The organism is Novosphingobium pokkalii (assembly GCF_014652855.1).
Taxonomy (GTDB): domain Bacteria; phylum Pseudomonadota; class Alphaproteobacteria; order Sphingomonadales; family Sphingomonadaceae; genus Novosphingobium; species Novosphingobium pokkalii.
The window spans coordinates 127,153-139,360 of sequence record NZ_BMZP01000002.1 but is presented as its reverse complement, the minus strand read 5'-3'; the positions used below and the strand labels follow the sequence as shown (position 1 = coordinate 139,360).

The window sequence follows — 12,208 nt, the reverse complement described above, 5'->3', positions numbered from 1 at the left end:
GCATCAGGCTCCCTTGCCGCGGCTCTTGGCCAGCAATCCCAGGATCGCCAGCGCGGCCGGTGTGGAAAACAGGAAATTGAAGCCGGCCATGCTCACGCCCCACAGGGTCCAGGCCGGCACGTCGCAGCGCACCAGCGGCGCGGCCATGATCGCGGCCAGCGGATCGCCATCGATGTGGCTGGACGAGCAGGTGGTGACGCCTTCCCACCAGTGATATTCGACCCCGGCGTGAAACGCGCCGATCAATCCGCTGGACAGGATGCCGAGCGCGGCCAGCAGCACCAGCCAGCGCCCTTCGGGCCGGCCCGCGCGCAGCAGCGCCAGCACGCCCAACGCAATCGCGGCAAGGTGGCCATAGCGCTGCCACCAGCACATTTCGCACGGCGGCAGGCCAAAGCCGTATTGCGCCACGAGCGCGGTGCCCATGGCAATCAGCGGAACACCCAGGGCCAGCGTGCGGGCCAGGGCGAGATCGGAAGAAGGACGCAGAGTGGTCATTGATGAAGATCCGCTGTCGGCTCAGCGCTTGCGCAGCGCGGCGAGGGCACCGGGCGCGGTGCGCTTGAGCGTCTGCACGGCATAGTAGAGCTGGAAATCGTCGATGCCCTTGGCCTTGAGTTCCTCGGGCGTCATCTTGAAACGCGGATCGTCGACCTTGTCCTTTTCCAGGTCCTTGTCTTCCTTGATCTCGTTGATCAGGTGGCGGCGCAGGTCGCTTTCGCGATAGGAGCGCAGCGCGCGCTTGCGCAAGTCGGGGTCGGAAATCTGCGGCACGGCGATGTCGGGCTCGATCCCGCCTTCCTGCACTGAGCGGCCCGAGGGCGTGTAATAGCGCGCGGTAGTCAGTTTGAGCGCGGCGTCCTTGCCAAGCTGGATCAGCGTCTGCACGCTGCCCTTGCCGAAGCTGCGCTGGCCCATGATCAGGGCGCGGTGCTGGTCTTGCAGCGCGCCGGCGACGATTTCGGAGGCCGAGGCCGAGCCTTCGTCGATCAGCACGATCATCGGCAGCCCGCGCGCCACGTCGCCGGGGTGGGCGTAATAGATGTCGTTGTCCTGCGGATCGCGCCCGCGCTGCGACACGATGGTGCCCTTGTCGAGGAAATCGTCACCCAGCGAGACCGCCTCGTTGAGCAGGCCGCCGGGGTTGCCGCGCAGATCGAGCACGATGCCGGCCAGGTTGTTGCCCAGTTGCGCGCGGATCGCGGCCACGGCCTGGGCCACTTCGCTGCCGACGTTCTCGCTGAAGCTCGACACCGAGATCACCCCGATGTTGTCCTTCACTTTCCATTCCACCGGGCGCAGCTTGATCACCTGGCGGGTGAGGGTGAAGTCCAGCGGCTCGTCGCGGCCGGGGCGATAGACGGTCAGCTTGATCTTGGTGCCGGGCGCGCCGCGCATCTGGTCCACCGCATCATCGAGCGAGCCGCCATAGATCAGCTTGCCGTCGAGGTGGGTGATATAGTCACCGGCCTTGATCCCGCCGAGATCGCCGGGGGTGCCCTTCATCGGCGCGATCACCTTGACCGCGCCATCATCGAGCGTGACCGAAAGGCCAAGGCCGCCATAGGCGCCTTCGGTCTGGGTGCGCAGGTTCTCGAAATCGCGCGCTTCCAGATAGGCGCTGTGCGGATCGAGCGTGGCCAGCATGCCGTCGATCGCGCCCTTGATCAGGGTGTCGTCGTCGACCGGCTCGACATAGTTCTCCTTGATCTTCTCATAGACCAGTTCGAGCTTCTGGAACTGCGGCCCGGTGCGGGAATCGACCGCTGCCAGCCCGGCCGTGGCCAAGGGCAGAACCGCAACGGCCGAAACCAGCGCCGTTGCGCGCAGCAGGGAAGCAAGCCGTTGTGCCATGTGTGCAATCGAACCTTCGATGAAAGACCAGCCGGCACATCACGCGCCATTCTGGCCGCTTGTATAGCCCCCCAAGCCTGAATGCCAGATGGAGCGAAGCGGATTCCCGTTTGCCCTATGGGCCGCCCGCAGACCTTGCCCGCGATCAATTCCTGAGCGCGGCGAGCGGGTTGACCGGAACGCCGTCCTTGCGCAGTTCCACGCTGACCAGCGGGCTGGCCGGGGCGGCGATCCCCAGCGGTGAGCCCTGCACCACGCGATCGCCCACGGCCGCGTCGATCCGGCCAAGCCCGGTGACTAGGGAGGTCCAGCCGCCGGGATGTTCCACGATCACGATCTGGCCATAGCCGCGATAGGTGCCGGCAAAGGCCACGCGCCCGGCCGCCGGGGCGACGATCTGGGCCGAAGGCGCGGGCGCGATGGTCAGCCCCTGCGCCGGGCCAGTGGCGCCCGCTTCGCCAAAGCCGGTGACGACGCGGCCCGAGACCGGCAGGATCCACATCAACTGGGCGCTGGTGCGCAGCAGCGGATCAACATCTTCCACCATCAGCACCGCGCCGGGGCGATCGGGGCGTTGCAGCGGGCCGGGCAGCCCGGCAAGGGCATCGCGCATCTGCCCGTCGCGGCCAAGCTGCTGCATCAGCGTGGCCAGGTCGCGGGTCTGTTCGGCCAGGGCCAGGGCATGGTCGGCCTCGCGGCTGGCGGTGCCGCTGGCGGCGCGGCTGGCAATGCGCTGGCGGCTTTCCAGCGCGGCAAGCTGCTGGCGGCGCTCGCCCAGCCCCGATTGGCTGGCGCGCAACCGCGCCGCTTCGCCCCGCGCCTGTTCCTGCAACAGCCGGCCGCGCACGATGGCGCTGCGCAGGGTGGCGGTGCGGCGGCGCACTTCGGGCACCATGGTTTCCAGCACGGCGCGCAGATAGACCGTGTCACGCAGGGATTCGGCGCGCAGCAGGCTGAAGGCCAGCGGGCGCCGGGCAAAGAGCTGGAGCGCGGCGGTCAGGCGCACCAGCGGTTCCTGCCGCGCGGCCATGCGCAGGCGCAGGTCGGCGCGCTCCTTGTCGATCAGCGCGATCCTGGCTTCGCTGATGCGGATTTCGGCTTCGGATTGCTGGATGCGCGCGGCGATCGCGGCGGCTTCCTGCGCGGTGCGATCGGCAGCGGCGGTGGCGGCCTGGGCCTGCGCCTCCAGCTTTTCGCCACGTGCGCGGGCCTGGGCCAGCGCGCCCTGGGCCTGGGCGAGGGCGGCGGCGGCCTCTCCGGCGGTGCGATAGGCGGGGGCGGGATCGGCCCCGGCGATCTGCCACGCGGCCAGCGGCAGCAGCAGGGCGGCGGCAAGGGCGAGCGAGCGGCGCGCGTCCATGCCCCTCAGCCCTCGCGGTGATAGGGGTGGCCGGCGATGATGCTGGTCGCCCGCCAGAGCTGTTCGGCCAGCATGGCGCGGGCCAGCATGTGCGGCCAGGTCGCGGCGCCGAACGCGATCAGCAGGTCCGCGCTCTGGCGCAGGCCGTCGTCATGGCCATCGGCGGCGCCGATCAGGAAGCGCGCCTCGCGCACGCCATCGTCGCGCCAGCGGCCCAGCACTTTGGCGAATTCAGCCGACGTCAGGTGCTTGCCGCGCTCGTCCATGGCCACGGTGCGCACCGGGCTGGCGGCCACCGGCGGCATGGTGCCGCCGCGATCGGGCAGTTCGGTAACCTTGAACCCCCAGGTGATGCGCTTGCCATAGCGCTCGACCAGCTCCGCCTCGGGCGAGCGGCCGATCTTTCCCCGGGCGATGATGTGGAGGAGCATGGGGGTCCGGATCAGGCGTTGCTTGTGGCTTCCACCACCCCCCGACCCCCTCCTTACGAAGAGGAGGGGGAGCAGGCGGGGAACCGCCTCACGCCAAAGGGATGTCAGGCAGAGCCGGCGTCGCCGAAGCCCCACATGCGTTCCAGATTGTAGAAGCTGCGCACTTCCGGGCGGAACAGGTGGACGACCACGTCACCGGCGTCGATCAGCACCCAGTCGGCCGCGGGCAGGCCTTCGATGCGCACGTGGCCATAGCCGGCCTGCTTGATGCGCTCGGCCAGCTTCTGCGCCATGGCGGCAACCTGGCGGGTGGAGCGGCCCGAGGCGATCACCATGTGATCGGCGATCGAGCTTTTGCCTTCCAGGGCGATCGACACCACGTCCTGGGCCTGATCATCGTCCAGCGATTGCAGGACGAGCGCGAACAGGCTGGCAGGAGCGCCGGCAGAAGGGGCCTGGGGGACGGCGCCGGCATCTGCCGGCTGGGGTTGGGCACTGGTCATTGGCTTGGCGTAAACTCCGATTGGAACATGGCTGATATCGCAACGTCCGGAAAACTCTTTCGATCCAACGGCAAAGCCGCCTTGCGCCAAGGCGCGCGGCGGGCAGGCCAAAGGGCCGGAAAAGCGTGCCGGAAAGCAGGGATGGCGGCCAAGACGCTCAGCGTCCGCTCCTTCCGCAACACGCCGGAGCAAGGCGGCGGTGGGTCACACCATCGCGCAGTCCGGCAACGGAAAGACGGCCCGCCCAATCGGGCTCTGCCCGGCGCAAGGCCGTGGCGGAGCGGGGATCGGGATCGAACCGCAGAATGAAGAGCGCGGGTGCGCCCTGCATCGGATCATGCGGGAAACTGGCGTTCAGGGCGGCACCCCCTGCTGGCCCAGCATCGGGCCAAAGAGCGCCATCACATTCCTGCCTGCACCGCCGGCGCCATCGGCGCAGCCATACCATGGCGGGGCTCGCCATCGCAGCCGCATCATAGCCCGGACGCGCGACAACCGCAATCGGCATGGTGCGGGCGATTGCGCGCCAGTCTTTCCAGCGATGGAACTGTGCCAGATTATCGGCCCCCATCAACCAGATGAAGCGCCGGCGCGGATAGCGGCGGACCAGCGCGCGCAAGCTGTCGATGGTATAGCGGGTGCCCAGTTCGCGCTCGATCGCGGTCACTCGAATCGGTGCGCGGCGGGCTTGCCGGCGGGCCGAGGCGACCCGCGCGGGCAGCGGCGCCATGCCCTGCGCCGGCTTCAGCACGTTGCCCGGCGAGACCAGCCACCACACTTCGTCCAGCCCCAGCGCGGCCCGCGCGAACAGGCTCACCCGGCGGTGGCCGCCGTGCGCCGGGTTGAAGCTGCCGCCCAGAAGGCCGGTCAGCCGGGGCTGCCGCCGTGTCAGGACCGAACCTGCCCGCTGCCGTGGACCAGCCACTTGTAGGTGGTCAGCCCTTCCAGCGCGACCGGGCCGCGCGCGTGGAGGCGCCCGGTGGCAATGCCGATTTCCGCGCCCAGGCCGAATTCGCCGCCATCGGCAAACTGGCTGGAGGCATTGTGCATCACGATGGCGCTGTCCACTTCGGCCAGGAAGCGGGCGGCCGCCGTGGCATCGTCGGTGACGATCGCATCGGTATGGGCCGAGGAATGGCGCGCGATATGGGCCAGCGCGGCATCGAGGCCATCGACCACGGCCACCGACAGCACCGCGTCGAGATATTCGGTGTCCCAGTCGTTGTCCGCCGCCGGCACGATGCGCGGATCGATCGCGCGGGCCCGGGCGTCACCCCGCACTTCGCAGCCCGCCGCGATCAGCGGCGCCACCAGCGCCGCAGCGGCGGGATAAGTCGCGTCGATCAGCAGGGTTTCCATCGATCCGCAGATGCCGGTGCGGCGCATCTTGGCATTGAGCACGATGGCCTCGGCCATGGCAGGATCGGCGGCAGCATGGACGAAGGTGTGGCAGATGCCGTCGAGGTGGGCGAGCACCGGCACGCGGGCATCGGCCTGGACACGCGCGACCAGGCTCTTGCCGCCGCGCGGCACGATCATGTTGATCAGCCCGGCGGCAGTGAGCATGGCGCCCACGGCGGCACGGTCCTGCGTCGGCAGCAGTTGCACCGCCGCTGCGGGCACGCCGCCTTCGGCCAGGCCGGCGACCAGCGCGGCATGGATCGCGCGGTTGGAATGGACCGCCTCGCTACCCCCGCGCAGCAGCGCGGCATTGCCCGACCGCACGCAGAGCGCGGCGGCATCGGCGGTCACGTTGGGGCGGCTTTCATAGATGATGCCGATCAGCCCGATCGGCACGCGCACGCGGCGCAGCACCATGCCGTTGGGGCGCGTGGCGGCGTCGATTTCCTGGCCCACCGGATCGGCCAGGCCGGCAACCTGGTCCACCGCATCGGCCATGGCGGCCACGCGGCCTTCGTCCAGCCGCAGCCGGTCGAGCAGGGCCGGCGTCAAGCCGCGCGTGGCGCCGTTGGCCATGTCGATCGCATTGGCCGCCAGGATTTCGGGCGCGGCGCGGCGCAGGGCGGCGGCGGCCAGCTTGAGCGCGGCTTCCTTGGCCGGGGATGGCATGCGCGCCAGCTCTGCCTGGGCGGCGCGGCCGGCGCGGGCAAGGCGCTCCACCAGCGCGGCGGGAGATTCGGGGGCGATATCCTGGGGCTTGGTCGACATGATGGCGCGCGGCTTACCATCGGGGGCAGGCGCTGTCACGGGCGCGGAAGGCCTTGCAAACGATTCATCGCCGTTGCGGCACGGCTGGCCCCGCTCGGGAACCGCTGGATTCGACTCCCGGCGCCCGGGGCGATAAGCGCCGCGCGCCGCAGGCTGGTCGGGGGGCCAGTTCATCGGCCAGCAGCCTGTCTGCCGCAAACTTCGCCTTGGGATCACGCATCATCTTGCCGCCAGCCAAACCCGAACCCGTGCGCGTCACGGCTCCGCGCCCTGCCAGGGACGCAGCCTGGCGCCGTGCGCGGGCGGCATTGGCGCGGTGGCCTGATCAGGTGCAAGCGCGCCTTGCCGCGTGGTTTCCCGATCGCGAATTCTTCATGCGGGCACAGGGCGAAGTGCGCTTCATCCGCGTTTCGGGCCGGACGCAGCGGCGTGTGGCTGGCGCCCTGGCGCTGGCCGTGCTGGTCTGGCTGGGGGCGATGGCGACGATCCTGACCGGCCAGGTTCTGGCCGCGCGCCATGCCGCCGCGCTGCGCCAGCGCGAAGCGGCGGTGGACGCGGCCGAACGCAGTGCCGCCCGCACCCGCCACGGCGTGGCCGGCGCCTTGCAGGATCTGGAGCGGCGGCAGGACATGATCGAGACGCTGGTGAAGGGCCAGCTCGGCGATCTGCCGCCCGCCGATCCGGCCTCCGCTCCGGCGGTCAAGCCGCTGTCCTACAACATGCCGGTGGCTGGCAGCGTGGAGCGCCTGGCGATGCGCCAGGCCGCGTTCGTGGCGGCGCTGACGCGCTATGCCGATGCGCGCGCGGCGCAGGCCGATGCCGCGATCCGGCGCGTGGGCCTCAACCCCGTGCAAGTCGCGCCGCTGCGGGCGAGCGGTCGCGCGGCGATGGGCGGCCCGCTGATCGCGCTCGGCCAGAACGACCCCGCGCTGGCCCGGCTGGGCCAGAGCATGGCGCGCCTCACCGCGCTGGAACAGGGCCTGGCGCGCCTGCCCCATGCCCTGCCGGCCAGCGCCGATTTCATTTCCAGCGGCTTTGGCTATCGCGCCGATCCGTTCACCGGTGGCGGTGCATTCCACCCCGGGCTCGATTTCAAGGGGCCGATCGGCGCGCCGATCTATGCCGCCGCGCAGGGCGTGGTGCGCTTTGCCGGGGTCCGTTCCGGCTATGGCAATTGCGTGGAAGTGGACCATGGCCATGGCCTGGTCACGCGCTATGCCCACATGTCGCGGATCGAGGCGCGGGTCGGCCAGCGTGTCGCCCCCGGTGTCGAGATCGGCCGGATTGGCAGCACCGGCCGCTCCACCGGCCCGCACCTGCATTTTGAAGTGCGGATCGATGATCGCCCGGTCGATCCGCGCCCGTTCCTGGAGACCTTGCCCGATGTTTTCAAAGAAGCTGGCCACAGTGGGCACTGAACGCGCAGGCTCCGCCGGGACGACGACGTTCTCGGTGCTGGGTGCGGACATGGCGGTGCACGGCAACATCGTCGCCGGGGCAGACCTGCATGTCGATGGCCGGATCGAGGGCGATGTCACCTGCGCCGCGCTCGTCCAGGGCGAAGGCAGTGTGATCACCGGGGCGATCACCGCCCGCAGCGCGCGCCTTTCCGGAACGGTCAATGGCGCGGTCGACGTGGCCGACCTGGTGGTGGGCAAGACCGCGCGCGTGCTGGGCGACGTGACTTATGACACGCTGACCATCGAACAGGGCGCGCAAGTGGAAGGCCGCTTTGCCCCGCGCGGCGCCAATGCCGCCGCCGCCGTGCCCGACAGCCTGATCGCGGTGCGCACCACCGCCTGAAGCCTTTCCCGATTAGGGTCAGGCCGTCAAGCGGGACCCCGGATCAAGTCCGGGGTGACGTAAGGGGTTGGTTTATCTGTGATTATCGTCACCCCGGGCTTGACCCGGGGTCCCACGCCACCGCCTGAGCGGCGGACTTCACCGAAACAGCGCGACGATATCGCCCAGCTTGCCCATCAGCGCGGCATCGCCGCCGGGCTGGGTCAGGCCCAGGCGCACCACCACCAGCTTGCGCGCGGGCGAAACGAGCACGGCCTGGCCGCCATCGCCCAGCGCGGCCATGAGATCGCGCGGGCCGCGCTGGGGGAACAGGCGCGGCTCGCCCTCGGTCGGTTTGCGGTTGAGCCAGATGCCGGCGCCATACTGCTTCTCGCGCGGGGAGGGGCTGGCCATGAAATCGATCCATTGGCGTGGCACGAGCTGCGCGCCGTGCACCGCGCCCCGGTTGCGCAGGAATTCGCCAAAGCGGACCATGTCGCGCGCCGTGGCATCGATCATCGCGCCGCCGTTCATCGTGCCGTGGGCGTCATAGGAGGGCACCACGCCGCGCATCTGCACCGGCTCGAACAGGCGCGTGCGCAAGTAATCGGCCACTGCGCGGCGCCGTGCCTCCGCGTCTCCGGTGGGGGCGAGCACGCGCGCGGCCAGGTCTGCCAGGATGATCCCGCTGGCGGCATCGTCCTGGAACCGCGCACCCGGTTCGGCGGCCAGCGGCTGGTCCTCGGCTGCGCCGGCCATGTCGTCGCGCCCGGCACCGAACAGCATGCGCGCCTCGTCACCCGGTTCCTCGCGCAGGCCGGAGCGCATCTGCAACAGGTGGCGCAGCGTGATCTCGCCGCGCGGATCACCGGGGCGCTGCCAGGCGGGGACCGGCGCGGTCTCGTTGAGGCGCAGGCGCCCGTCGGACACCAGCATGCCGATCATCACCGCCGTGATCGAGCGGGCGATGCCGCCCCCGGCAAAGCGGGTATTTTCGTGATAGCCATCGCCATAGCGTTCGGCCACGATGCGCCCGGCGCGCATCACGATCACCGCGCGGGTCTCGCCCGCGCCGGGGTTGTCGCTGCTGCGGCCATCGGGCGTGAACAGCGCGTCGATCGCGCGGGCCAGGCCTTCGCGTTCCACGCCCGGATCGTCGACCACAGCGGCCAGGGCCTGCGGCGACAGTGGCTGCTGCGCGGGTTGGCTGGCCGCACAGGCGAACAAGGCTGGTGCAAGCGCAGCGGGCGCGATAAGGCGCCACCACCGGCGGACACACCAGCGGGCAAGGGGTAAACGGAATCGGGCGGCGCTGTGCATGATTGCCTGCGTCTTTCCACCAGATCGAATGCACATGGCAACCACCAAGCCGTCTTCTTCCCCGAATGATCCGCTCCATTTCGGCGGACCTGCGCCGCAGGGGCCGGCCAGGCGCCGCTGGATGCGCGGGCTCGGGCTTGTCGTGGGGCTGGCGCTCGGGCTGGGCGTGGCGTTCGTGGCGCTGGTCTGGCGCCCGGCGCACGACAGCGCGCGAATCGAGGCCGCCCGCGCCGCGCGCCAGGCCTGTTCGTGCCGCTACCTGGGCGGGCGGGCGCTGGGCGATTGCGAGAAGGACAATCCCAAGGGCCGCTTCCCCGTCTCGCTGGCCGAGGACGCGGGCGCACACACCGTCACCGCCACCGTGCCGCTGGCCGCCGCGCAGACCGCCACCTATCGCGAAGGCTGGGGCTGCCAGTTGCAGCCCTGGCGGGATTGAGGGTTAGGCTGCAATACCTTCCGCCGGTTCTGTGCTGTCGATCCAGCCGCCGCCGACCACCCGGTCTCCGGCATAGAGCACGGCCGCCTGGCCCGGCGCGACGCCGTATTCCGGCGTGGCAAAGCGCAGGACAGTGGCCGCGCCATCGCCGAACGGGCCATCGAGCGTAACCGGCACGGGCTTCGCCAGTGAGCGGACCTTGGCGGTGAGCGGCGTGCCATCTTCAGGCAGGGCGCCGATGCGGTTGGTTTCGACCACGCGCGCCGAGGCCACGCCGAGCAGGTGGCGCGGGCCGACCAGCACGCGCGCCTGGGCCGCGTCCAGCCCGACGACATAGAGCGGCTCGGGCTGGCCGCCGATTTCCAGGCCGCGCCGCTGGCCCACGGTATAGTGGATCACGCCGTGGTGCCGGCCCAGTTCGGCGCCAGTCTGGGCATGGACGATCGCGCCGGGGCGCCCGCCTTCCGGGCGCACGCTGCGCACGATCTTGGCATAGTCGCCATCGGGCACGAAGCAGATGTCCTGGCTGTCGGGCTTGGCCGCCACGGCCAGGCCCATTGCCTGGGCCAGCGCGCGCACCTGCGGCTTGGGCATGCCGCCGAGCGGGAAGCGCAGGAACTCGAGCTGTTCCTGCGTGGTGCCATAAAGAAAATAGCTCTGGTCGCGGGCGGGATCGGCCGCACGGTGGAGCTGCGCGCCCGCAGGCGTGGCCACGCGGCGCACGTAATGGCCTGTGGCCAGGCAATCGGCCCCCAGTTCGCGCGCCATGGCCAAAAGGTCGGTGAACTTTGGCCCCATGTTGCAACGGATGCAGGGAATCGGGGTGCGCCCGGCGAGGTAATCGTCGGCAAAGCGCTCGACCACGTCTTCGCGAAAGCGCGACTCGTGATCGAACACATAGTGGGCAATGCCCAGGCGATCGGCGACGGCGCGCGCATCGCGGATGTCGTCGCCCGCGCAGCAGGCGCCCTTGCGCCCGGTGGCGGCGCCATAATCGTAAAGTTGCAGCGTGATGCCAATCACTTCGGCTCCGCTCGCGGCGGCAAGGCCGGCCACCACCGAGCTGTCCACGCCGCCCGACATGGCCACCACGATGCGCCGCGCACTGGCCGGGGCGGCGAGGTCGAACAGCGGTGCCTCGATCAGCGCGGCGGGATCGGCCAGATCGCCGAAATCGATGGGAGCCTGGGGCAGGGAAGAGGGGGGGGTACAATGCGCCATGGCGCGCCCATAGGCGCTTTTCCCCCAGGTTTCAGCGCAAAAATGCCACGGGCAGGGGCAAGTGCGCTGGGCGAATGGTTAATTTTTTGTAAAGAGCGGCTTTACACTCCCTTATCCCTGTTTGGCGTATGCCAAGCGCATGGACTTGGGTTTTGACGATCTGCGCGGCTTGGCCGGCGCCGAATCGGCCGGGATGCTGCGCGAGCTGCACTGGCCCGAATTCTGCGCCCGGCTGGAAGCCGCACAAGACCTGCGGCGGGTGTCGCGGGATGCTGCGCTGGCTGTGCCAGGTGGCCAGAACCTGGGCAGCTTCCATCGGGTCGCAGCGTGGATGTTGCTCAGGGCGGACGAACGCAAGCCGGGAGATCGCCTAGGTGACCATGAAGATCTCGTTAACCCAAACTCTTCAGCGAATGGCAAAATGGAGGGAAGCACAACGGTGATGAAGCCAAACAGGCCGTCTCCCCTGCCGCAAGGCGTAGCTGACCGACGAGAAGTGCCATGATCGAAAACCAGAAAATCAGGCCGGCGCAGGTTATTGGCCCCTTGGGTGAACCGCTGACGCTGGACAACCTGCCCCCTGCCAACACCACACGCTGGGTGGTGCGGCGCAAGGCGGAAGTGGTCGCTGCGGTCAACGGTGGCTTGCTGACCATCGACGAGGCCTGCGAACGCTATGGCCTGACGCTGGAAGAATTCGCCTCGTGGCAGCGCGCGGTGGACCGTTCGGGCATGCAGGGCCTGCGGGTCACCCGTATCCAGCACTACCGCGACCTTTACGAGCGCCAGCTCAAGTATTGATCACGCGCAGGCGCGCCGCCCTGCCCCTTGAGGCTAGGCCGGCCGCTCGCGCCACACCGCCATCCACGGTGCGGCCGTTCGGAGCGATCCGGGCGGCCGTTTTGGCGTCTGGCGGCTGCTGCTCCTGAATTCGGCCTGCAAATGCTGCGAGCGTGGACGCTGTTCGTCGAGCCATGATTGCAACTGGTCGTTGCGGCAGCTAAGAACGGGTTAAATGCTGGCAAGGTAAGGAACCTTCGCAGGATGGCGCCCGGCGCGCCCTGTCTGGCGAAGGTGGGGGACCTGCTGGCGACCGGCGTTGCTGGCTGCTGGCACAGGCCCGCACCCAGCC

14 protein-coding genes are annotated in these 12,208 nt (G+C 69.7%); 5 read left to right on the top strand and 9 right to left on the bottom strand.

Features of this window, described 5'->3' with window-relative positions:
• Positions 1 to 3: 3 nt before the first annotated feature.
• From IE191_RS02620 to IE191_RS02590, 7 genes are all read right to left on the bottom strand, one after another.
• Positions 4 to 498, bottom strand: coding sequence for a disulfide bond formation protein B (locus IE191_RS02620; protein ID WP_191322794.1), 495 nt, complete (start codon positions 496 to 498; stop codon positions 4 to 6).
• Positions 499 to 519: 21 nt separating this feature from the next.
• Positions 520 to 1,854 (bottom strand): S41 family peptidase, encoded by a 1,335-nt coding sequence (locus IE191_RS02615; RefSeq protein WP_191322793.1) that lies wholly within the window; start codon positions 1,852 to 1,854, stop codon positions 520 to 522.
• A gap of 145 nt (positions 1,855 to 1,999) precedes the next feature.
• The gene (locus IE191_RS02610; protein WP_191322792.1) at positions 2,000 to 3,214 is read right to left on the bottom strand and encodes a murein hydrolase activator EnvC family protein; all 1,215 of its coding nucleotides are present in this window, start codon (positions 3,212 to 3,214) and stop codon (positions 2,000 to 2,002) included.
• A gap of 5 nt (positions 3,215 to 3,219) precedes the next feature.
• Positions 3,220 to 3,645 (bottom strand): 23S rRNA (pseudouridine(1915)-N(3))-methyltransferase RlmH, encoded by a 426-nt coding sequence (locus IE191_RS02605; protein ID WP_191322791.1) that lies wholly within the window; start codon positions 3,643 to 3,645, stop codon positions 3,220 to 3,222.
• 104 nt (positions 3,646 to 3,749) lie between these two features.
• On the bottom strand, positions 3,750 to 4,148 hold the full coding sequence (gene rsfS / locus IE191_RS02600) for a ribosome silencing factor (RefSeq protein WP_191322790.1): 399 nt from the start codon (positions 4,146 to 4,148) through the stop codon (positions 3,750 to 3,752).
• Positions 4,149 to 4,305: 157 nt separating this feature from the next.
• Complete coding sequence (locus IE191_RS02595) at positions 4,306 to 5,073, bottom strand: nicotinate-nucleotide adenylyltransferase (RefSeq protein WP_229815059.1); 768 nt, start codon at positions 5,071 to 5,073, stop codon at positions 4,306 to 4,308.
• Entirely contained in the window at positions 5,037 to 6,317 is a 1,281-nt protein-coding gene (locus tag IE191_RS02590; protein WP_191322984.1) for a glutamate-5-semialdehyde dehydrogenase, read from the bottom strand. The genes IE191_RS02595 and IE191_RS02590 overlap by 37 nt, the downstream gene beginning before the upstream one ends.
• Before the next feature lie 329 nt (positions 6,318 to 6,646).
• Here IE191_RS02590 and IE191_RS02585 point away from each other — a divergent pair, with 329 nt between their 5' ends.
• Positions 6,647 to 7,735 carry a M23 family metallopeptidase gene (locus tag IE191_RS02585; protein ID WP_229815058.1) on the top strand — a complete coding sequence of 363 codons (1,089 nt, stop codon included), beginning with the start codon at positions 6,647 to 6,649 and terminating at the stop codon, positions 7,733 to 7,735.
• Entirely contained in the window at positions 7,725 to 8,120 is a 396-nt protein-coding gene (locus IE191_RS02580; protein ID WP_308432866.1) for a bactofilin family protein, read from the top strand. Before IE191_RS02585 ends, IE191_RS02580 begins: the two co-directional genes overlap by 11 nt.
• A 138-nt stretch (positions 8,121 to 8,258) precedes the next feature.
• Here IE191_RS02580 and IE191_RS02575 read toward each other — a convergent pair whose 3' ends face one another.
• Positions 8,259 to 9,326 carry a serine hydrolase domain-containing protein gene (locus IE191_RS02575; RefSeq protein WP_229815057.1) on the bottom strand — a complete coding sequence of 356 codons (1,068 nt, stop codon included), beginning with the start codon at positions 9,324 to 9,326 and terminating at the stop codon, positions 8,259 to 8,261.
• 127 nt (positions 9,327 to 9,453) lie between these two features.
• Here IE191_RS02575 and IE191_RS02570 point away from each other — a divergent pair, with 127 nt between their 5' ends.
• Entirely contained in the window at positions 9,454 to 9,855 is a 402-nt protein-coding gene (locus tag IE191_RS02570; RefSeq protein ID WP_229815056.1) for a hypothetical protein, read from the top strand.
• A 3-nt stretch (positions 9,856 to 9,858) separates the two neighbouring features.
• Here IE191_RS02570 and mnmA read toward each other — a convergent pair whose 3' ends face one another.
• Positions 9,859 to 11,076, bottom strand: a complete 1,218-nt coding sequence (gene mnmA / locus IE191_RS02565; RefSeq protein WP_191322787.1) for a tRNA 2-thiouridine(34) synthase MnmA — start codon at positions 11,074 to 11,076, stop codon at positions 9,859 to 9,861.
• 121 nt (positions 11,077 to 11,197) lie between these two features.
• Here mnmA and IE191_RS02560 point away from each other — a divergent pair, with 121 nt between their 5' ends.
• Positions 11,198 to 11,581 (top strand): hypothetical protein, encoded by a 384-nt coding sequence (locus IE191_RS02560; protein ID WP_191322786.1) that lies wholly within the window; start codon positions 11,198 to 11,200, stop codon positions 11,579 to 11,581.
• Entirely contained in the window at positions 11,578 to 11,877 is a 300-nt protein-coding gene (gene sciP / locus IE191_RS02555) for a CtrA inhibitor SciP (RefSeq protein WP_022677617.1), read from the top strand. The genes IE191_RS02560 and sciP overlap by 4 nt, the downstream gene beginning before the upstream one ends.
• Positions 11,878 to 12,208 lie beyond the last annotated feature (331 nt).